The organism is Psychrobacillus sp. NPDC058041 (assembly GCF_042885655.1).
GTDB lineage: Bacteria > Bacillota > Bacilli > Bacillales_A > Planococcaceae > Psychrobacillus.
In genome coordinates this window covers 50,296-71,421 of record NZ_JBHVRO010000002.1, presented here as the reverse complement: position 1 = coordinate 71,421, position 21,126 = coordinate 50,296, and the positions used below count along the sequence as shown (strand labels likewise).

The following is a 21,126-nucleotide window of genomic DNA, read 5'->3' as shown; positions in this document are numbered from 1 at the left end:
CTTTCTTCTTTCTTTTACTTAACTAAATCTGGCCTTAACTGGACAGCATTATTTAAATAAATATGTTGAATATCTTTTTGTTGTTTCTCTGTATTTACATGCATTAATAATCGAATACATTTTTCTAATGCACCAGGTACATCCATTTCATTCGTACACATAACTGGTACGAATGTCCATCCTTCTAAGCTACGTATTGCTCTAGCGGGAAAAGCAGAGGAGATGTCTGTTGTTGTTGATATTAATACGGAAGCAATTGTTTCTGGATTTATATCATTTGCTTTAACCATTTCTGTTACAAGTCTAGCTGTTTCTCGAAGTACCTCTTCATTTGAGTCTTCTGTTACTGTTACCGCACCTCTAACTCCTCTTATCAATTACTTCCCCTCCTCAATCCATATTCTCAATTTTTCATCGCATTTCTTTACTTCTTCCATGGAAATAACTTGAACAAAAGGTTCCCCAATGTTTTTTAGTAAAGCAAAATGAAGTTCTCCGTGTGCGGTTTTTTTATCTTTCAACATAAAACTAGCTAACTGTTCAAAAGAGCAATTTAATACATGTTGAAAATGATATCCGAGTTTTTGCGCAAGCTTAAATATTTTACGGGCATAGCTAACTTCCATATCTCCATAAATTTCACTTAACATTAGTGCAGGAATTATACCAATCATCACAGCTTCACCATGTGTAATTTTTCCATAACCAACAGAAGCTTCGATTGCATGTCCATATGTATGCCCAAAATTTAAGTACTTGCGGTATGATTGTTCTCTTTCATCTAACTCTACTATATGCGCTTTAACTCGTATTCCTTTTTCAAGCCATTCAAGAAGTTTTTCTTTTTGAATATCTTTGATACTGGTCAAATGTAAGAATTCATTCACCCAATTCACATCGCTAATAAATGCATGTTTAATTACTTCGGCAAGACCTGAACGAACTTCTTTTTCAGGCAAAGTTTGTAGAAAATGAAAATCATATAATACTTCCTTCGGTTGATAAAAAGCACCAATCATATTCTTTCCATTTGGATGATTAATCGCTGTTTTTCCACCTACTGCACTATCATGCGCCAAAATAGTCGTTGGAATTTGATAAAAGGGAATACCTCGCATAAAAGTAGACGCTACAAAACCTGTTAAATCACCAACAGCGCCTCCGCCTAGAGCAAATAAAATGCTATTTCTTGTACAGTTTTCTTGGAGTAAAAATGTTTGAACATCAAAATAGGATTCAAACGTTTTACAGGCTTCACCATTTGGTACAAGATGAATTTTATATGCAAATGAAAAATTATGTTGAAAATAATCTTTATGCAAATTCCAAACGTTTTCGTCCGAAATAACAACTATTTGATCTGCTTTTTGAAAAACGGAAGCATTTCTTGCACAAAACTCTTGCAAAATATTTTCTCCTAAATGTACCTCATAGAGAGATTCATTTGTTTTTACTGGGATTATCATTTATTAAAACCCCTTTGTGTATTCTCTATGTCGTTCAATATCTGCTTTTAGAGTTTCTAATTGGTCTCCATTAAATGTTTCTAAAACAGCTGCTGCTATTTCCCAAGCAATGACTGCTTCTGCTACAACAGAAGCTGCTGGTACTGCACAACTATCAGAACGCTCAATACTTGCTTTAAACGGTTCCTTTGTTTCAATATCAACGCTTTGAAGCGGCTTATAAAGTGTCGGTATTGGTTTCATAACTCCTCTTACAACAATTGGCATTCCAGTTGACATACCACCTTCTAAACCACCTAAACGGTTTGTATCTCGTGTATAACCATCTTCTTTATTCCAAGAAATTTGATCATGAACTTGACTACCAAATAAATTCGCCATTTCAAATCCTAAACCAACTTCTACACCTTTAAATGCATTTATACTCATCATTGCCATGGCTAATTTCCCGTCTAACTTACGATCGTAATGGGCGTAGCTTCCTACACCTGCAGGCATTCCAGTAACAATTACTTCCACTACTCCGCCTATTGTATCGCCTGCTTTTTTGGCAACATCAATTGCTTCGACCATCTTTTCAGAAGCTACTGGGTCCAAACAATATACTGGATCGGCTTCAACTATCGCTCGAATTTCTTCAATAGTTTTGCCCGTTGCTATATTCAAATCCGCTTCAATACCACCAATTTTGGTAACATGAGCAACTATCGATATTCCCAATTGTTTTAGCAATTGCTTAGCGACAGCTCCAACTGCAACACGGACGGTTGTTTCCCTTGCTGAAGAACGTTCTAAAACGTTCCGTAAATCACGATGCCCGTATTTCATTCCACCGACTAAATCTGCGTGACCCGGACGGGGTCTGGAAATCTGTCTTTTAATATCCTCTGGATCAATCTCATCTCCGAGAGGTTCAATCCCCATAATATTCGTCCAATGTTTCCAATCATCATTGTTTACGACAAGACAAACGGGAGATCCTAATGACTTACCATGCCTAACTCCAGAAGTTATAGCAACTGTATCTTTTTCAATTTGCATTCTTCTTCCTCGACCGTGACCACCTTGTCTACGCTTAAGTTCTTTATTTATCTGTTCACTCGTAATTTCTAATTGTGCTGGTAACCCTTCAATAATTGCTGTTAGTTGTGGTCCATGTGACTCACCTGCTGTTAAATAACGCACAACACTTTCCCCCTTCAACTCGCTAAAGTATTTGTTCTACTATATCATAAAATCTATTTCAGTGTATAGAAGAAAACTGTCCGATTTTCCTCGGACAGTTTCAAATTATTTTTTTCGATAGAAAAATGTGTCCTCTATCTCAAAACCAAATTTTCCTGGATTAAAGATTTGTTCTGTACTTCCAACGAAAAGGATACCACCTGAACGCAGGGAATTACTAAAGTTTTGATAAATTTGATCTTTTGCTTCTTCTGTAAAATAAATCATTACATTTCGGCAAATAATCAAATCGTAATTTTTATCGTATGTATCTTTTAATAAATTATGCTTTTTAAAATTAGTCGTCTTTTTAATCACATCTTCTACTTTATAAAACTGACCTTGTTTCTCGAAGTACTTAGTCTTCATCTCATTCGGTACTTCCGCCAGTGAGCGTTCAGGATATATCCCCACTTTGGCCCTATGAATTGCATTTTCATCTAAATCTGTTGCATATATAGAAATTTGGGAAAGAGGAAGATAATTTGATAATACCATAGCAGTTGTATATGGTTCTTCACCTGTAGAACAGGCAGCACTCCAAATTTTCAAACGTTTATTTTCAGCTAATAGTTTAGGAAATATTTTATTTTGCAAAACTTCCCAACGCTTCCCATTCCGGTAAAACTCGGACACATTAATCGTCATTCGATCTAAAAACTCATTCAATAAGTCTCTATCATTATCAAGCGCATTAAAAAACTCTACAAAGTTTTTATATCCTTTTTTTTCATATAGCGAAGTAAGTCTGCGTTTCATCTGTGCTTCTTTATACGCTGCAAGGTCGATACCTGTTTTAAATTTGATAGATTCCACAAATTTTATGTAGTCTGGCACAATAACATCGTTCCTTTCAAAATACCTATTATAAAGTATATCGTATTCTGAACATTTAGGACATAAGAAAAACCGGGCAAAAAGACGCAAGGTCCTTTCAGCATATGAATGACATTGCTTTTCGCGGGTATGGCTTCAGTCTCCTTTGCCAACAGGATGTAGGTCATGAAGGAGTTGCCTCAGGGAAGAGGCGCCTTTAGCCTTTCTTCCCTCTAGCGGGACCTTCCGCTCATGCACCTGCCGCTTCGCTTTCGGTGCAGAAAACATCTGCTATTCCCGCAGAAGTGCTGCCTACGTTCCAATCAGCGAAATGTATTTAAAGCAAGCTTGTGTTTTCTTAAAAGGGCGAAACCTGTGTTCATAGTACTATAAAGAATTAAATAATACCGCGGATTTCCGTTCTAGGTGGACCCTTTCCGCGGGGTGAGCGATGATCCATCACCGCCGCTACGCGTTCGTTGTGATGGATCATCTGTCTCACTCATCCCACTGGAGTCGCCACCTTTCACTACAATCCATTAAGTGAATAGTACTTAACAAGAAGATTTAGCCTAGCTAATGTTAAGCGGATAGAATTAGTTTAAGTAAACGTAGCGATCATACCATCCTATAATCGTTGTTGAATAAGATATTCTTTTCAAAAATTTGGTTCCTTAACTAATGTTCATAAGATTTAAATGTCATCTATCTTACTAGCTACAAACTTTTTGAAAGTACTTTGGACTAAACTTCGATAATATTTTGTGAGTATAGGTATTGAGACAGATAATTGTCTATATGGTCAAAAATTTTCCTATGTGGACAGAAAAATAATCATCCGGTCAGAAATTTTCCTATGTGGACAGAAAAATATTCATCCGGTCAGAAACTTTCCAATGTGGACAGAAAAATATTCATCCGGTCAGAAACTTTCCAATGTGGACAGAAAAATAATTATCCGGTAAGTAATTTTATTATCCGGTTGCATTATCATCTATCCGGTCAAACAAGAAAGCTCATATGGATTTTAATATAAACCGAGAAGAAAATCGGCTATTTGTATACTAATTTCAATATTTTTTACATAAAAAAATAACAGTCAAATATGAATAATTTGACTGTCATTTTTATATTTACATAATGGCAACAATGCCAGTTTTTAGATTAGTTAATCCAGTTGTTAGCTTCTTTAGTGTAAGCTACTAATTCTTCTTGTTTGAAGAATAAGCCGATTTCACGTTCAGCGCTTTCAGGTGAATCAGAACCATGAATAATATTTTTTCCAACAGTTACTGCAAAGTCTCCACGAATTGTTCCTGGAGCTGATTCTTTTGGATTTGTAGCTCCCATCATAAGACGAGCAGTTGAAATAACGTTTTCACCTTCCCAAACCATTGCAAAAACTGGTCCAGATGTGATGAATTCTACTAATTCACCGAAGAATGGGCGTTCTTTATGTTCGCCATAATGTTGTTCTGCTAATTCAGTTGGAATTTGCATTAATTTTGCTCCAACTAATTGATATCCTTTTTTCTCAAAACGATTTACGATTTCACCGATTAGGTTACGTTGTACGCCATCAGGTTTTACCATTAAAAATGTTTTTTCCATGATTAACACTCCTTCAAATATATAAGGGGATAATTTCTCCACCGTTACAAATAATATCACTATGATGCATTATTTTCAAATTAAATTTAGACTTGATGTATCAAGTTTAAGTTCATCTCATAAAAAATTAACTTATCCTGCTAAATAGTCTGTTTTCTAACTTTAAGGAATCTATCGGAAGTAATACTCTTATCTTTATTGAATAAGATTAAAACTTACGTTTACTCATAAACAAGGCGATATTTTGTAAAGATTTTTTCGCAGAGTTTGTAGGCAATTGCTTTACTTCATTCAAAGCCTTTTGCAAGTACATATTACTTACTTGTTTCGCAAGACTAATTGCGTCGGAATTACGAATTTCTGTTAATAGTTTTTGCTTGTTATCTTCTGAAATAATCCCATCTAATAATTCCTTTAATAAAGGAGCAATAGTTGGTTCATTCTTTACATATAGAACAGGTAAAGTAATGTTACCTTGTAGTAAATCACTTCCAGCTGGTTTGCCTAGTTGCTCATCTGTCGAAGTAATATCTAAAATATCATCAATTATCTGAAAAGACATACCTACATAATAGCCGAATCGCTTTAAATGCCGAATCGTTTTTTTATCTGCTCCAGAAGCAATAGCACCAAGTTCACAACTTGCCGAGATTAAAATAGCTGTTTTTCTCTTTATTCTTCTTAAATAATCTCGAACATTTTGTTCCAATATATGTTTATCCTCTATTTGTATAATTTCACCTATACAAAGCTCTACCATCGTATGAGACAAAACTTCATGTGCATATGTATTATCTAATACTGTTATGTATTCAATCGCTCTAGCAAAGAGAAAATCTCCCGTGTACATTGCTACTCGATTATTCCACTGAGTTTTTACTGTTTCTCTTCCTCTTCTTGTTTCCGCGTCGTCTATTACATCATCATGGACAAGTGAGGCCATATGAATAAGTTCAATGGGGACAGCAACATTTTTTATTGATTCAATCGAATAGTTACCAAACTTTGCTGAAAGTAAAACAAAAACAGGACGAATTCGCTTTCCTCCAGCCAGAAGTAAATGAAGAGAAGCTTCATTTAATAAGTGAGATGAAGAATTCACTGCAGTTGCTAGTTCTTTTTCGATGACATCTAAATCCGATTTTAAATCGGAATAAAGTAATTTTAACTTCATCTTATCCACAGATAATACCTTCTCCCACTCAAATATCTTTTTTAAATCCAATATGTCTTGCTGCTGCTCCACCACTATAAGGTTTGCTTGAAACTTTCTGTAAACCTACTTCTTCGAATAATCGAGATAATGCTTCTCTATTTGGAAAGTCTCTTGCTGATTCTTGTAGCCAAGAATATTCTTTATAACTTTTAGCAAATAGTTTACCAAACAAAGGCATAATATAACGGAAATAAAAGCGAAAACCTACATTAAATAATTTAGAATCTGGTTGCGAAGTTTCTAAACAAACGACCATACCACCAGGTTTAGCAACACGTTTCATTTCTTCTAATACTTGTTTATAATCCGGCACATTTCTAAGACCAAAACCAATTGTCACATAATCAAATGAATTATCTTCAAAAGGCAGCTCCATTGCATTTCCCTGTACCAACTCAATTTGAGATATATTTTTTACTTTCTCTCTTCCTACATTCAACATATTTTGGCTAAAATCTAATCCGATTACTTTTCCATTTGATCCAATAACATCTGCTAATGCAATTGTCCAATCTGCAGTACCACAGCAAACGTCGAGTGCTTTACTTCCTCTTTTCACTTGCATTGCTTTCATTGTATCGGAACGCCATTTTATATGTTGTTGAAAACTTATAACAGAATTCATAGAATCATAGTTGCTTGAGATCTTTTCAAAAACTTCATGTACATATTGCTCTTTTGATTTTCCCACTTTTTACCCTTCTCTCAACTGCTTTTCCAGTGAATGTTTGCTCACTCGCTCTAAAATTGCATCTTTTAAGGATTCACATAATACTTCTGAGGTTCGAACATCCTGCACTAGTGTATACTCGATTTTTTCAATCTCACGGCGTAGAGCACCCATATCCATTTGAAAAGTTTTCGATTTACTGATATAAAATGTTTTTTCATTTTTTTCGAAGGCAGCTAACTCTTTCTTTAACGCTGCTAGTAATAATGCTTCTTTCATGATAAATACGTATTCATGATAAGAATAATATTCTAAAAATCGTTCAATTGGTTTACTTTCAATTTGTTGAATAGATTGCATTAATTGTTCCAATGTATAATCCTCTAGATCATAAAATCTAGACTTATGCTCTGTAATTATTGCAACACTATTAGACAATTGTTGGATTAAATCAATTTTATTTTCTTTTGCTAAAAGTTGATAGTAACGACCACTATAATAATCTCCAGCTAATACTTGTAATTGTTGTGTTTTAGCTGTCGCATTTTCTTCTTTAACTAAATCATGAGCAGCAAGAGCAGAAAATATAAGAGACACAGCAATTGCAGATACCTCTACTGATTTGTCCCAGATCTCCTCATTAAGTAGTGGTAAGATTGTGAAAAACAAACGATCTTCATCAATTACAGGTTTGCCTGTGTATTTTTGCAAAGTGTTTTGTTGAAGTTGCATAAGAATATTCTTTTTATAAGTTTCCACATGTTGTAATATCAATGCTTCGTTCATACACTTTACTCCATTTCTCAACCGCTGTTATCTTTTATATAGTTTACTACATTTTCTTAGAATCACTTTGAATCACGCCATTAGCTGTTTGAATGGACGCTTTACCTCTAATTTTCATTGCCGAAGTATGTTCCGTAAATTGAGCGATCATCACTTCTCCAGTATCAAGCTTTTCAGAATGATGGAATTTAGTATCTGAACCTCTAGTTAATCCTATTACATGAACTCCATCTTCTTCTGCTTTGATTACGATGAAATCTGAACTAGACATTTTAAAGTCTCCTTTGTTCACAGTCTTTTTTTATCATACCATATTCTATCCCATTCATCCAAAACTGTTATCTCATCTGTATGAAAGATAATATTTCCGAACGTTTAACTTCATCGTTTTCTAAAATACCTCTCGAAACAGCAGTAACAGTTTTTGCACCCGGTTTTTTTATTCCGCGCATTGTCATGCACATGTGCTCTGCTTCAATTACTACATAAACACCGTGAGGGTTTAACATTTCAATGATGTCATCAGCAATGGATGAAGTTATTCTCTCTTGAAGTTGAGGACGTCTTGCAGTTGTTTCTACCGCTCTCGCTAGTTTACTTAGTCCAGTCACAACCCCGTTTCTTGGAATATAAGCTACATGTGCTTTACCGTAAAAAGGAACGAGATGATGTTCACACATCGAAAAGAACGGAATATCTTTTACTAAAACAAGTTCTTCATGTTCTTCGTTAAAAACAGTTTTAAAATATTCTTTTGGGTCTTGATGCAAACCCTCAAACATTTCAGCATACATTTTAGATACTCTTTTTGGAGTATCAAGTAGTCCCTCTCTAGTAGGATCCTCACCGACAGCTTCTAAGATCATTTTAACTGCCTCTTCTATTTTTTTCAGATCGACATTTGTCATCTGTTATCCCCCCTAAACCAAACTTCGTATATGTCATTAGCATCTTAGCATACGAATCAAATATAATAAATATTTTTCAATTATGTATAATTATCAAGTTTATTATGTTATCTAATGAATGAAAAGAACGGCTACCGTGAAGATAGCTTCATGGTAGCCGTTCTATGTACTACAACATCACTTATTTAACTGCGTCTTTAAGCGCTTTACCTGGTTTAAATGCAGGTACCTTGCTTGCAGCGATGTCGATTTCTTTACCAGTTTGAGGATTACGACCTTTACGTGCAGCACGTTCACGTACCTCAAAGTTACCAAAACCGATTAATTGAACTTTTTCACCATCTGCAAGTGCAGTTTGAATTGATTCAAATACAGCCTCAACTGCTTTTGAAGCATCTTTCTTAGAAAGATCTGCCGCTTCAGCAACTGAATTCACTAATTCTGTTTTATTCATAACATTCACCTCCTCTCAAAGGAAGATAGCTTCAATCCTGTAAAAAGAGTATCACAACCAAAAAGGCTACGCAACACTATTTGTACGTCTTTTAGGAACTTTAAGTAAAAAAAAGTGTTTTTAATGAAATAACGGGACTTTTCGCATAGATGCGAATAGTCCCGTTTCAAGTAAAATGACAAAAGTCCGAGTACTCTCTACACTCGTTCCCCATTATTTACTGTGATTTCTGAAAAAAGAAAAACCGAAAAAAAGAAGCCCAATCCTTTCAAAAAGAGTAGCATATGAATGTCGTTGCTTTCTCTACAGTGCCTCTTTTTGTGTGGCTTCAGTTTCCTCGTCACTGAGCTCCAATTAACTAATATTTATGGGACGATAATTTTCCGTTTCAGGTGGACGCGTTCCGCGGGGGCGCCGCTACGCGTTCGTTGTGATGGTTCATCTGTCTCACAAAGGAACAAAGGCTAAAAGCGCCACATCGTGTGGCAACGCCTTCATGACCAACATCCTGTTGGCCTCCGCCTGGAGTCGCCACCTTTCACTACAATCCATGAAGTGAGTAGTACCTAACAAGAAGATTTAGCATAGAAATAGTTAAGTAAACGTAGTGATCATGCCATCCTGTAATCGTTGTTGAATAAGATATGTTATTGCTTTTAAAATTTTAGTGAAATTTTGTGCATACGTATAAATATGCAGTTTTCTAACTTTAAGCCTCAGCATGCAGAGGAAATCAACCTGTTCATGGCATAAAAATTTATATATGCTCATCAGTTTTTTAAAAGTAATGAGCAAAAATAAATGGAGGGATTTCTAAGAATTTTCTTAGTAACCCTCCATATGCCTATAAAATAAAAGTAACTAGACCTCTATCCCCTTCATTAACCATTCTTTCAATTGTTTCACGCATTCTCTTTTTAGCTAGCCCAGAAACATTTTCTGTTTTATAACGTAAGCTTTCTTTCATTACTTCTACCAGAGAAGTGCCGAAAACTTGTGTTTGCCATAATGCATCTCGATCATGTAAATAACCATGTTTTAAATCTTTTAGTAACTGCTGACTATGAAACTCGGAACCAATTAATGGAGCAAACTCTGCCTCCATATCTACTCGAATTATATGAAGAGATGCAGCTTTTGCTTTTAAACTAACACCGTAAAAATTATTTTGTTTTATAATTTCCGGTGCTGAAGGTTGGAAATCTTGAATGGTTGGGAGTGATACCCCGTATCCATGTGTTCTTGCTGCCTCTAATGCTTCCGAAAATTTATTGTAGGCCTTTTTAGCTGTCGAAGCTTCCTTTACGAATAAAAGCCAATCTTTTTTGGTTTGAATAGGCTCTTCTAACCATTCATCACAAACTTCTTGGAAAACTTCTGGTTTTAAGCCAATTTGTATACACGCTGAGCCTCGTCCCGGGTTCGCTTCTACTACCTCTGCTGATTGGATGAAGGGAACTTGTTTAAATCTGGATGCAAGCTCTTTCACATCTTTCATTTTTGACACCATTTGTAACCATTCTTGTAAAGAAGAAGTGATTGCATTGTTTACAAAATGATCTGGTTCTAAGACCTCGGTCCAATCTGGTTTAATGAGTTCAATATCTGTAATTGGGAATTCATAAAGCGCCTGTTGGAGTATGTATTGAATTTCCTCAGCGGTCATTCTATCCACAGCTACTGCAATTACAGGTACTTCATGTTCTCTCTGCAAATCTTCACATAATTGAATTGTATTTGCATGACCAGGCATTTTACTGTTTAACACAATAACAAATGGTTTACCTATTTCTTTTAATTGAGCAATGATTTGTTGCTCTGCACTCTCTGCCGCTTTTCTTGGAATATTATTTACTGAACCATCCGTTGTTACAACAATCCCAATAGTAGAGTGATCTCTAATCACTTTGTCAGTGCCGATTCTTGCAGCTTCTTCAAATGGAATGGCTTCACTATGCCAAGGTGTATGCACTAGTTTTTGCCCTTCTTCTCCAGAATGAGTTTTAATGCCATCAATCATATAACCAACACAATCTACTAATCTAATTTGTAAACGTAATTGTTCTTCTCCAAGATAAATATTGGTTCCATGGGCAGGAACAAACTTTGGTTCAGCGGTCATAATTACGTTACCTGGTGAACTTTGTGGAAGCTCATCTTGTGCTCTCAATCTTTCTGATTCCTCTTTTATATTAGGAATAACAACAAGCTCCATTACTCGTTTCACGAAAGTAGATTTACCAACTCGAACTGGTCCTACAACACCAATATACACATCTCCATTAGTACGCTCAGCTATTTGTTCATAAAGTTTACTTGTCATGGATACTCTCCTTTCTTCGCAGTTTAATATATGCACAAAAAAAACGTTTCATGCATATCACATGAAACGTTCAATTATATTATTTTGATAGCATAAAAACTGGTTCATTGTTTTCATTTACAGTATAGGGAAGTGAATATGCAGGAACGATTGCAAAGTTATCAGTGAGTAAATGACGAATATCCTCACCTGGTTTTACGTCTGTTTTATTTTCCTGAAGCAGACGATTTAATTCGATCGAGTAATCCACATACATTTTACCATCTCCAGTTGCTACTAATGGTAATTGTGTGTCTGAGTATGGACTTTGTACGGACAATTCACTTTGGTAGCCCATCTTCTTGTAGTCTAGCTTATATACCCCATCCGCTATTGTTTCTGCGATCGGACCATAACCATTAATGCCTTTACGATAATTAATGTCACGCAGTGTATCTGCAATTCGCAAATCTACTAACTTTACTGTTGGATTATCTTCAACATCCATTAAAACATACTGATAAATTCCACCTGCTTCGTATGAGTTAGCTGGTGATTTGCCCATATATCTTGGAACAATTTTTGTAAAATCTATTGGATATTTAATATATTGATCTGTTTCCATATCTCGAGTTTTAATCGGTAATAGGCCACCTGAATCTTGTCTAAAGCTATTAACAGCGTTTTGAACCGCCGTTAACTGATCTTCATAGGGCAATAAATTTTCGGGTTGTTGTCCACCTTTAAAGCCACAACCAGTTAAAACAAGCACACCAAAAAGTAAAGTAGCCAAAAGTTTTAAGTTTTTCATCCGAATCTCCTTACTAAGCTTTTGTTGGATTAAAAATTATATATACCATTGTAATGAAACCGATAAATAACAATATGTATGCGACTAAACCAAATATTGCTTTAAGAATTTTATTTTTAAATTTAGTTTTAACAAAGAACATAAACAACATGGCTAAAAATAAACTACCCATAGAACCAAATGAAATCCACATTTTTTGCATAGATGTAACTAATAACATAGGCTATTCCTACCTTTCTAAAAATTATAAGTATTACACATCAAAAAAGAGTTGCAATTTGTACAACCCAATTTGTTTTTTTATACCTTTATATTTTGGTAGAATTATTCATACTTTTTGAAAACATTTCTGCATCCCAAGAAAGATACTTAGGATGCAAAGTCTTTATTCTGAACAACTTGTAATAGAAGCTACGATAATCTATAAATTTAAAATGTCTTATAATCCTCTAACTCATGCTTTTTAGTACGCATCATAAGATTATCCACTGCTTCTTTCGGATCTACATTTTCAAATAATACTGAATGGAGTGCTTCTGTTATAGGCATATCCACGTTTTGTTTTTGAGCAAGCTGATAGGCAGCTTTTGTTGTACGAACTCCTTCTACTACCATCCCTACTTCTTCAAGAACTGCCTCAAGTGTAGCACCTTTACCAAGTAAATTACCTGCTTTCCAATTTCGGGAGTGTACACTTGTACATGTGGCAATTAAGTCTCCCATACCTGTTAAACCTGAAAAAGTATAGGCTTCGGCACCTAAACTTATACCAAGCCTTGAAATTTCCGCTAAACCTCTTGTAATAAGTGCAGCTTTTGCATTATCACCATAACCTAATCCATCTACAATACCAGCAGCAAGTCCAATCACATTTTTTAAAGCAGCTCCTATTTCTACACCAATAACATCATCATTTGTATACACTCTAAAAGAGTTATTCATAAATAAGTCTTGGATTTTTTTTGCGGCTTTTATATTCTCACTCGCAGCAGTAATTGTTGTTGGGTGATGTAATACAACTTCTTCTGCATGACTTGGCCCAGAAAGTACTACAATTGCCTCTACTAAATTAGTAGGTAATTCTTCCTCAATCATCTCAGATATCCGTTTTAATGAATTTGGTTCAATTCCTTTAGACACATGAACCAATAGTTTTTTTTCAGTCAACAAATCTTTCATTTCCTGACAAACTTCTCTAATGGCTTTTGTTGGAACAGCAATTATTATGGTTGTAGCATGTGTTATAGCTTTCTCGAAATCATTTGTAGCACTTAAATTATTTGGTAATATTGTATTTGGCAAATACTTTTTATTTGTATGTTCAAGATTTATTTCCATCGCTTGGTTTTCTCGATGTGACCACAAAAGACAATCATGATTATTATTAGCTAATACCATGGCAAGCGCTGTACCCCAACTACCTGCCCCAAGCACAGTTATTTTCTCCATCAAATTACACTCCTATCAATTAAACCTCGGCGTAAATGCTACCCCATTTTCTTGAGTACTCTAGTAAAACCTGGGGCAAACGCCGGAGGCTACTTAATATCAGCAGGTGTCAGCCTTAATCCAAATTCTAGGCATTTCGGCATACATCCACCCACTCTTTGAAATTGAGAACTTCTGACTTCGTTAACTCGTTACCGTATATGATTAAGTTCTTGCACGAGTAATGATTCGGATAGGAGTTCCTTCAAAATCAAATGATTCACGAATACGATTTTCTAAAAATCTTTCGTAGGAGAAATGCATCATTTCAGGTTCATTAACAAAAACAACAAATGTTGGTGGTTTAATAGCCACTTGCGTCGCATAGTAAATACGCAACTTTTTCCCTTTATCTGTTGGAGCCGGATTACGCGCAACTGAATCTTCAATTACTTCATTTAATACAGATGATTGAACGCGAAGTGAGTGATTCTCACTTACTCTATTAACAATCGGTAAGATAGCTTGAACACGTTGTTTCGTTTTAGCAGAAACAAAAACAATTGGTGCATAATCTAAAAATTGAAAATGCTTTCGTATAGATTTTGTCATTTCATTCATTGTTTTATCATCTTTTTCAATTGCATCCCATTTATTCATCACAATAATTACAGCTTTTCCACCTTCATGTGCATACCCTGCAATTTTCTTATCTTGCTCTTGAATACCTTCTTCGGCATTAAGAACAACTAAAACAACGTCGGAACGTTCGATAGCCTTTAAAGCACGAAGAACACTGTATTTTTCAGTTGTTTCGTAAACTTTCCCTTTTTTACGCATTCCCGCCGTATCAATCATGACGTACTCTTGTCCATCAAAAGAATACTCTGTATCGATAGCATCTCTCGTTGTACCTGCGATATCACTCACAATTACTCGGTCTTGTCCTAAGAATGCATTAATAAGGGATGATTTCCCTACATTTGGTCTTCCAATTAAAGAAAACTTAATAACTTCTTCTCCATACTCTTGATCGTTTGGCTCAGGGAAATTTTTAGCAACTTCATCTAATAAATCTCCAAGCCCTAGTCCATGTGACCCTGAAATAGGAAATGGCTCACCCATTCCAAGAGAATAGAAGTCGTATATCATTTCTCGCATATCAGGGTTATCAATTTTATTGACCGCTAATACTATAGGTTTTTTTGTTTTGTATAATATTTTTGCAACATACTCATCAGCACTTGTAATGCCTTCACGACCATTTGTCAAAAATATAATAACATCTGCTTCGTCCATTGCAATTTCAGCTTGTTGCTTAATTTGCTCTAAAAAGGGTTCGTCACTTAATTCGATCCCACCCGTATCGATAATGTTAAATTCATGTGTCAACCAATCTGCTGAACTATATATACGATCACGTGTAATTCCTGGAATATCTTCAACTATGGATACACGTTCTCCTACGATACGATTAAATATAGTTGATTTGCCTACATTTGGCCTACCAACGATTGCTACTACTGGTTTTGTCATTACTTATTCATCCTTCCAACTTCGTCTATTTTGTATTATACAACAAAATGACAAAAGCAGGCGACTTTATAAAATCGCCTGCATAGTATTTATTAATATTTAGTTCATTTTCATAAATCAAAGTTAGGGCATAAAACACGAAAAATATTAAAGAGAAATGTGAGAATATATATTAAATACTCTTCATAAATCAAGATGATTTCCGCTATCGGCGGACGCTTTCCGCGGGGTGAGCGATGAGCCATCACCGACGCTTTCGCGTCGATTGTGATTGCTCATCTGTCTCACTTATCCCGCAGGAGTCGCCGCCTGTCGCTCCAATCACTAAAATAATCATTGTTCGTTTTTTAATATTAAATGCTATTTATGAAATTAACTCATTTAGTTTTTATTTGTAAAATCTTTTAGCTTGTCTCCTAGTACATCACTTATGGAGAAACCTTTAGACTCTTCTGGTAGTTGGTAATCTTCTAAATTATACTCGTTCTCGTTTTCGATTAAATCTTTTATGCTTAAAGATAAACGTCTATCAGCACTATTTACATCTAGTACTTTCACTTGAACTTCTTCGCCTTCTTTAAGTATTTCATGAGGTGTCGTAATATGCTTATGAGCTATTTGTGAAATATGAACAAGTCCTTCTACGCCAGGAAATACTTCTACAAAAGCTCCGTAAGAAACAATTCGTTTAATAGTCCCTGTTAACACTGCACCTTTAGAAGCTTTATCTTCAATATCTGCCCAAGGTCCTGGTAGCGTATCTTTTATAGATAAAGAAATTCTTTCAGAATCTCTATCTACTGATAAGACTTTTACACTTACTTCTTGTCCCTCTGATAACACATCTCCAACATTATCTAAGTGATCGTGGGAGATTTGAGAAATATGAACAAGGCCATCCACCCCGCCAATATCCACGAAAGCACCGAAAGAAGCAATTCTCTGAACAGTACCTGTTAATATATCTCCACTATGGATATGTTCAAGCGTTTTTTGTTTACTTACGGCTTTCTCATCATCTAAAACTGCTTTATGAGATAGAATTAGGCGATTTTTATCTTTTTCAAATTCAACGATTTTAAAAGTTAACACTTTGCCTTTGTAATCTTCAAACGATTCCACGAAATAATCTTCAATTAAAGACGCTGGGATAAAACCACGAACACCTAAATCTACTACTAATCCGCCTTTAACTACTTCTTTTACTTCTGTTTCAATAATTTCACCTGAATGGAATTGTTTCTCTAAATGGTCCCATGCTTTTTCCGCATCTACTTTTCGTTTAGAAAGTACAAAATTAGCATCTTCCACTTTTGTGATCATTAGTTCTAGTTCATCACCAATGGAAACGGCGTCGGATGCTTTTTCAATATGCAAGCTAGATAGTTCACTTATCGGAACTATACCATCAAAAGGTGCACCTTCAATTGTTACGATTGCTGACTTTTCATCTACTTGCGCAACCGTCGCTTTCACTAGATCTCCTTCTTTAAACTCATGTGTGTCGACTAAGTTCATTTCTTCTGACATATGATATCCTCCTTCACAACGTCTCATTACTATTTTATGCGAACTAGCTCAGAAATACAAAAGGAAGCTCTTATCAAATTTAAAAAAATTGATTATTTCATTTTTTATATTGCTCAAGTAATTGACTGATGTTTGACATAATAACCTCTGTTACTTCATCTGGAGATGCTTTTCGCTCTCGAAATGGTTCTATATCAATCATTTCACCAAATACAATTTTTAACTTTCTAAAAGGCTTATATGGACCAATAATTGCACAAGGTACTACATTAGCGTCTCCTCTAAGTGCAAAGAAACCTGCTCCACTAAAACCTTTTCCCAATGTGCCATCTTTACTTCTCGTTCCTTCTGGAAAAAGTCCTACTACCTCTCCATCCTTTAAAAGTTTTATAGCACGTCGAAGAGCATCACGATCACTCATTCCTCTTTTTACAGGAAATGCGTTAACCCCAGGAAGAATGCTTTTTAGAATAGGAATACGAAATAATTCTTCTTTTGCCATAAAATTTACTGGTCTAGGGGCATTGATACCAACAACAGGTGGATCCAATGCTTCTATGTGGTTTGAACATAGGAGAATGCCTCCGTCTTTAGGAAAGTTCTCTGCTCCGATTACTTCAAACCGATAAATTGGTTTTAAAGCTACATACAATACAGTTTTCCCAAATGAATAGAGGTTCATATTAGATCATCCTTTCTTTTGCAAGTTGCATAATTTTCTCTGATACTTGTTCTATAGTAAGAGAAGTTGTATCAATAAATATCGCATCTTCTGCTTTTATTAGCGGAGAAGCTTCCCTTTCACTATCCATCTTGTCTCGAAGTGCTATTTCTTTCATAAGGATTTCTATATTTGTACTGATCCCTCTTTTTTGATTTTCTAGAAAACGTCTTTTTGCTCTCTCTTCTACACTTGCAGACATGAATACTTTTAGTTCTGCGTTTGTTAATACATGTGTCCCGATATCACGGCCATCCATAACTATAGCGCCGTTTTTCCCCATTTCTAGCTGTCTTAATACCATTTCTTTTCGTAAATTAGCATGTGCTGCAACAATTGAGACAGAAGCTGTTACTTGTTCGGAACGAATTTCCTCAGTTACTTCCTCACTATCTAAAAATACTATTTGTCCTCTTGAAGACGGCTTCAGCTCAATAGATGTTTCATCTAATAACTTCGTTAACTTTTCTCCGTCTTGCAAATCTATGTTTAATTGGATTGCTTTATACGTTATCGCTCGATACATTGCTCCTGTATCCACATATGTATATCCTAGTAGTTCTGCAGTTTTTTTGGCAATAGTACTCTTTCCAGCCGCTGCAGGACCATCAATTGCTATTTGTATTTGTTTTGTCATAATGTAGCCCTCCACTCTATTCAAGTTTATTTTATCATAAAACGTTACGTAAAAAAAAAGCCTGTATTCACAGACTTTTAATTCATTTCTTTTTTTCTTAAAAGTAGTTGACGCTCAAAACAAAATCGAACAATCTGTTGTTTATCTACATCATCTGTGTCTGTAAATTGTAGAGACGCTAGTTTTTGTTGCCCTCTTTCCCATATTCGTACAGCTATTGCAGTGGTCGAAACATACTTAATGTCACCATTATTAAATGCAAGAGGAAGTATTAAAGAAATTTCGTCTCCATCTTTAAATTCAACCTCTCGATTTAATATTATAGCTGATCCACCAGCACTGATATCATCGGTAACAAATTGATATCTTTTATCTTCAAACTGGACTGAAATATCCAATGATGTACTAACACGTACAAAATCTCTTCTTTGGATTTTAATAATTTCCGAATCACCTGGCCAAGAAAGTTTAATCATCGGAATTTGTCCTTTTCTTTTTCCCAATACTTCAGTTTGAAAAGCGAATGCAGCTTTCGATTCTTCCACATAAGTTGCACGAATTTGAGCACCGTCAGTTAGAAATACAGTTCTATTCGTCGCGATGTCAATTGGATAATCTACATAGACAAAATGTTCATCTAAATCAACTACTTTACAACGATATTTCTCTTCTTTTTCTACAAAAGTCGGTTCTAGTAATAGAAACGTCCCTAGTTTTATTTTCATAAGTAATCCCTCATTAAGTGTGATTATAGTTCTATTATGACACTTAAAGGAATTAATTTCTATAAAATTTTATAGACACTAGTACTTTTTCTTCCAGCAATATTTTCACAGAAATACTTTTTATAGTAACAGGAAGGCTTTAGTTATGGTAGTTTTTCTGCGTTTAAAATCTCATGATTTTCTGTATCAATATAAATTTTGTATGTGCCAATAGAATCGTTTCTAGTCAAAATTTCATAAGCCAAGCGTTGTTGTTGTTCCTTGTTTGCTACATATGTCAATCTTTCTTCTTCCACTGAAAAATTATTTGAAAATAAATCTTTATAATTTAATGGTTTAATTTCTTGAGGCTCAATTTTTTCTTTTTGAATATATTCCATTGCATTTAATCCTAACAATTCACCATTATCTTTTGCTATTTTTAACTGTATTCCATCGGCATAGATTAAGGCTTTATTATTAGCATCTATTCTTGCAAAGGCTAAATGCCAAGCGATATTATTTTCTCGAAAATCTACCATTTCAGTATCCGCATAATCAAACGCCTTCATATAACCCTTCGCCTTTTCTTTCATCTGATCCACGCTAATAGTTGTTTTTTCAGACGGTCTTTCCATTAAAAAAGATAATAAATGTCCTCCTTTTTTCGTAAAATCTGCATAACCAATACGTATACCTATGTGATACTGCAGATGATAAAAAGGATATGGAGCGTTGTTTGAGCTTTCCGTAATATGAATTGTTGAATCCTTTAATTCGGGAAATAACTTTGCAAACTTGCTTTTTACTTGATCAATACTTACATCCGAATCTTGAATATTTTGAAGATCCTTCTTTTTTTGATCATCTGTTTCACTAGCTGTCATTGGAAAGTCGCTTTCCGTATATGCTTTTACAGAATTCCCAAGCGCTTTCCAAGTGTTTTCATTATCTTTATTTACTTTATTTAAAACAAATTGATTCACAATATAATCTTTATTGCCCCCATCTTTAGTAGTAAATGCCCATTGATTGGATAGTTCTCTTAAATTTCCACGAGCAGTTGTCATATTTTTTTGCCATTCTTCTATTGGTACTTTACCCGCCTTCACAAGAGAGGCACCATTACCTATTCTTGTTAAATAGTTCATCCATACAGTTGAAGTTTCTTGATCTATAGGTAAAGCAGAAATGGATGCTCTTACATCGGAGGATAATCTCCAAACTTCATCTAAAGGTTTATCGAGTGCTTGTTTGTCTTTAAACATTAGAGTTTGATCAATGGAGTCACTTAGTTTTGTCAGTTTTTCAGATGCTGAAGTTAATTGATTGGAATATTGTATAGCAAGCGCATTTTCTAATCGTGTATTCTTACTTTGGACAGAAAAATGATACACAAGGAATATGACAGCGACAGAAGCAATTATCCATATAAATTTTTTCATTATATCTCCTTATGAGCAAAAAATATGCTGTCCGATTGTTTTAATTTGTGGTCGTGACCAAATCCATTTACTAGTTGCTGTTTTCGGGTTGAAATAATAGATCGCATTTTCCGAAGGATCCCAACCATTCAATGCATCTAGGACCGCTTCTTTTGCTCTCTCATTTGGCTCTAACCAAATTTGACCATCAGCTACCGCAGTAAATGCTAATGGTTGAAAAATTACTTCAGAAATTGTATTTGGAAAATCCGGATGCTGCACCCTATTTAAAATAACAGCAGCTACTGCTACTTGCCCTTCATATGGTTCACCTCTAGCTTCACCATACACTGCATTTGCTAGAAGTTTTAAATCTTTTTCAGAGTATTTCGGTGGAAGTTGCATTTTGGTACTTTCTGCTTTCTTATTTTTTACTTGTTTTCCTAAGTCAATGCCTCCATAATAGGTAAAACTATTTCCTTTTTTAATTTGCTCATGTACCCACGCTTTGTTAAATTCAGAAGCACTAACAAGCTTTTTCTTCGTTGCTTCTCCAAGTAAACCGTCAACTGGAAGTCCATATTTTTCTTGAAAGTTCCTTAACGCCCAGTAGGTGCTATATCCAAATTTCCCATCAATCTCACTTTTATAGTATCCGATGAATTGGAGTCTCGCTTGTAATTCAATCACATCATCACCAAAAGCTCCACGCTCTAATACTTGAGTGGAGAAAGCCTGTGTAGATTGTTCTTTACTGATGAATGAATAGCTAATCGCACAAATTACCAAGATAATAAGGATGTATTTTATTTGTTTCAAACGACATCTCTCCTTTTTACATAGCTTGGATAATTAATACCTAAATATACAAAAAAAAATCTA

22 protein-coding genes are annotated in these 21,126 nt (G+C 35.0%); all 22 read right to left on the bottom strand.

Annotation, left to right across the window (positions count from 1 at the left end; translation table 11 throughout):
• Window positions 1-14 precede the first annotated feature (14 nt).
• Window positions 15-377 (bottom strand): chorismate mutase, encoded by a 363-nt coding sequence (gene aroH / locus ACFVR1_RS02885; RefSeq protein ID WP_387580137.1) that lies wholly within the window; start codon window positions 375-377, stop codon window positions 15-17.
• Window positions 378-1,466, bottom strand: a complete 1,089-nt coding sequence (gene aroB, locus ACFVR1_RS02880; protein WP_387580135.1) for a 3-dehydroquinate synthase — start codon at window positions 1,464-1,466, stop codon at window positions 378-380.
• 3 nt (window positions 1,467-1,469) lie between these two features.
• Complete coding sequence (gene aroC / locus ACFVR1_RS02875) at window positions 1,470-2,651, bottom strand: chorismate synthase (protein ID WP_387580131.1); 1,182 nt, start codon at window positions 2,649-2,651, stop codon at window positions 1,470-1,472.
• Window positions 2,652-2,756: 105 nt separating this feature from the next.
• A complete protein-coding gene (locus ACFVR1_RS02870; RefSeq protein WP_387580128.1) occupies window positions 2,757-3,527 on the bottom strand; it encodes a CheR family methyltransferase in 771 nt (256 codons plus the stop codon).
• Between the two features lie 1,143 nt (window positions 3,528-4,670).
• Complete coding sequence (gene ndk / locus ACFVR1_RS02865; protein WP_387580125.1) at window positions 4,671-5,117, bottom strand: nucleoside-diphosphate kinase; 447 nt, start codon at window positions 5,115-5,117, stop codon at window positions 4,671-4,673.
• A gap of 208 nt (window positions 5,118-5,325) precedes the next feature.
• Window positions 5,326-6,300, bottom strand: coding sequence for a heptaprenyl diphosphate synthase component II (gene hepT / locus ACFVR1_RS02860; RefSeq protein WP_387580122.1), 975 nt, complete (start codon window positions 6,298-6,300; stop codon window positions 5,326-5,328).
• Between the two features lie 19 nt (window positions 6,301-6,319).
• Window positions 6,320-7,024, bottom strand: a complete 705-nt coding sequence (locus ACFVR1_RS02855; protein WP_387580120.1) for a demethylmenaquinone methyltransferase — start codon at window positions 7,022-7,024, stop codon at window positions 6,320-6,322.
• 3 nt (window positions 7,025-7,027) lie between these two features.
• Window positions 7,028-7,789, bottom strand: a complete 762-nt coding sequence (locus ACFVR1_RS02850; RefSeq protein WP_387580117.1) for a heptaprenyl diphosphate synthase component 1 — start codon at window positions 7,787-7,789, stop codon at window positions 7,028-7,030.
• Between the two features lie 46 nt (window positions 7,790-7,835).
• Window positions 7,836-8,060 (bottom strand): trp RNA-binding attenuation protein MtrB, encoded by a 225-nt coding sequence (gene mtrB, locus ACFVR1_RS02845; protein ID WP_387580114.1) that lies wholly within the window; start codon window positions 8,058-8,060, stop codon window positions 7,836-7,838.
• 67 nt (window positions 8,061-8,127) lie between these two features.
• A complete protein-coding gene (folE, locus tag ACFVR1_RS02840) occupies window positions 8,128-8,697 on the bottom strand; it encodes a GTP cyclohydrolase I FolE (RefSeq protein ID WP_387580112.1) in 570 nt (189 codons plus the stop codon).
• Between the two features lie 181 nt (window positions 8,698-8,878).
• The gene (locus tag ACFVR1_RS02835) at window positions 8,879-9,151 is read right to left on the bottom strand and encodes an HU family DNA-binding protein (RefSeq protein ID WP_144536905.1); all 273 of its coding nucleotides are present in this window, start codon (window positions 9,149-9,151) and stop codon (window positions 8,879-8,881) included.
• 844 nt (window positions 9,152-9,995) lie between these two features.
• On the bottom strand, window positions 9,996-11,474 hold the full coding sequence (spoIVA, locus tag ACFVR1_RS02830; RefSeq protein WP_387580109.1) for a stage IV sporulation protein A: 1,479 nt from the start codon (window positions 11,472-11,474) through the stop codon (window positions 9,996-9,998).
• Between the two features lie 79 nt (window positions 11,475-11,553).
• Window positions 11,554-12,264 (bottom strand): LptM family lipoprotein, encoded by a 711-nt coding sequence (locus tag ACFVR1_RS02825; RefSeq protein WP_387580106.1) that lies wholly within the window; start codon window positions 12,262-12,264, stop codon window positions 11,554-11,556.
• Window positions 12,265-12,277: 13 nt separating this feature from the next.
• Window positions 12,278-12,484: a DUF2768 domain-containing protein gene (locus ACFVR1_RS02820; RefSeq protein WP_387580103.1), complete on the bottom strand. Its 207-nt coding sequence runs from the start codon at window positions 12,482-12,484 to the stop codon at window positions 12,278-12,280.
• A 209-nt stretch (window positions 12,485-12,693) separates the two neighbouring features.
• Complete coding sequence (locus tag ACFVR1_RS02815) at window positions 12,694-13,713, bottom strand: NAD(P)H-dependent glycerol-3-phosphate dehydrogenase (RefSeq protein ID WP_387580101.1); 1,020 nt, start codon at window positions 13,711-13,713, stop codon at window positions 12,694-12,696.
• A gap of 204 nt (window positions 13,714-13,917) precedes the next feature.
• Window positions 13,918-15,228, bottom strand: a complete 1,311-nt coding sequence (gene der, locus ACFVR1_RS02810) for a ribosome biogenesis GTPase Der (protein WP_387580099.1) — start codon at window positions 15,226-15,228, stop codon at window positions 13,918-13,920.
• A gap of 381 nt (window positions 15,229-15,609) precedes the next feature.
• Window positions 15,610-16,758, bottom strand: coding sequence for a 30S ribosomal protein S1 (rpsA, locus tag ACFVR1_RS02805; RefSeq protein ID WP_387580095.1), 1,149 nt, complete (start codon window positions 16,756-16,758; stop codon window positions 15,610-15,612).
• A gap of 97 nt (window positions 16,759-16,855) precedes the next feature.
• Complete coding sequence (locus ACFVR1_RS02800; protein ID WP_387580093.1) at window positions 16,856-17,440, bottom strand: lysophospholipid acyltransferase family protein; 585 nt, start codon at window positions 17,438-17,440, stop codon at window positions 16,856-16,858.
• A gap of 1 nt (window position 17,441) precedes the next feature.
• Complete coding sequence (gene cmk / locus ACFVR1_RS02795) at window positions 17,442-18,116, bottom strand: (d)CMP kinase (RefSeq protein WP_387580090.1); 675 nt, start codon at window positions 18,114-18,116, stop codon at window positions 17,442-17,444.
• Window positions 18,117-18,193: 77 nt separating this feature from the next.
• Window positions 18,194-18,841 (bottom strand): flagellar brake protein, encoded by a 648-nt coding sequence (locus tag ACFVR1_RS02790; RefSeq protein ID WP_387580087.1) that lies wholly within the window; start codon window positions 18,839-18,841, stop codon window positions 18,194-18,196.
• Window positions 18,842-18,984: 143 nt separating this feature from the next.
• On the bottom strand, window positions 18,985-20,265 hold the full coding sequence (locus ACFVR1_RS02785) for a PepSY1/2 domain-containing protein (RefSeq protein ID WP_387580085.1): 1,281 nt from the start codon (window positions 20,263-20,265) through the stop codon (window positions 18,985-18,987).
• A 9-nt stretch (window positions 20,266-20,274) separates the two neighbouring features.
• Complete coding sequence (gene sleB, locus ACFVR1_RS02780; protein WP_387581205.1) at window positions 20,275-21,039, bottom strand: spore cortex-lytic enzyme; 765 nt, start codon at window positions 21,037-21,039, stop codon at window positions 20,275-20,277.
• Between the last annotated feature and the right edge of the window lie 87 nt (window positions 21,040-21,126).

What these genes read in the sequence shown, in the direction of transcription:
- aroB (WP_387580135.1), bottom strand. Translation starts at nt 1,466, where the DNA reads ATGATAATCCCAGTAAAAACAAATGAATCTCTCTATGAGGTACATTTA.
- ndk (WP_387580125.1), bottom strand. Translation starts at nt 5,117, where the DNA reads ATGGAAAAAACATTTTTAATGGTAAAACCTGATGGCGTACAACGTAAC.
- ACFVR1_RS02850 (WP_387580117.1), bottom strand. Translation starts at nt 7,789, where the DNA reads ATGAACGAAGCATTGATATTACAACATGTGGAAACTTATAAAAAGAAT.
- mtrB (WP_387580114.1), bottom strand. Translation starts at nt 8,060, where the DNA reads ATGTCTAGTTCAGATTTCATCGTAATCAAAGCAGAAGAAGATGGAGTT.
- folE (WP_387580112.1), bottom strand. Translation starts at nt 8,697, where the DNA reads ATGACAAATGTCGATCTGAAAAAAATAGAAGAGGCAGTTAAAATGATC.
- ACFVR1_RS02835 (WP_144536905.1), bottom strand. Translation starts at nt 9,151, where the DNA reads ATGAATAAAACAGAATTAGTGAATTCAGTTGCTGAAGCGGCAGATCTT.
- spoIVA (WP_387580109.1), bottom strand. Translation starts at nt 11,474, where the DNA reads ATGACAAGTAAACTTTATGAACAAATAGCTGAGCGTACTAATGGAGAT.
- ACFVR1_RS02825 (WP_387580106.1), bottom strand. Translation starts at nt 12,264, where the DNA reads ATGAAAAACTTAAAACTTTTGGCTACTTTACTTTTTGGTGTGCTTGTT.
- ACFVR1_RS02820 (WP_387580103.1), bottom strand. Translation starts at nt 12,484, where the DNA reads ATGTTATTAGTTACATCTATGCAAAAAATGTGGATTTCATTTGGTTCT.
- ACFVR1_RS02815 (WP_387580101.1), bottom strand. Translation starts at nt 13,713, where the DNA reads ATGGAGAAAATAACTGTGCTTGGGGCAGGTAGTTGGGGTACAGCGCTT.
- der (WP_387580099.1), bottom strand. Translation starts at nt 15,228, where the DNA reads ATGACAAAACCAGTAGTAGCAATCGTTGGTAGGCCAAATGTAGGCAAA.
- rpsA (WP_387580095.1), bottom strand. Translation starts at nt 16,758, where the DNA reads ATGTCAGAAGAAATGAACTTAGTCGACACACATGAGTTTAAAGAAGGA.
- ACFVR1_RS02800 (WP_387580093.1), bottom strand. Translation starts at nt 17,440, where the DNA reads ATGAACCTCTATTCATTTGGGAAAACTGTATTGTATGTAGCTTTAAAA.
- cmk (WP_387580090.1), bottom strand. Translation starts at nt 18,116, where the DNA reads ATGACAAAACAAATACAAATAGCAATTGATGGTCCTGCAGCGGCTGGA.
- ACFVR1_RS02790 (WP_387580087.1), bottom strand. Translation starts at nt 18,841, where the DNA reads ATGAAAATAAAACTAGGGACGTTTCTATTACTAGAACCGACTTTTGTA.
- ACFVR1_RS02785 (WP_387580085.1), bottom strand. Translation starts at nt 20,265, where the DNA reads ATGAAAAAATTTATATGGATAATTGCTTCTGTCGCTGTCATATTCCTT.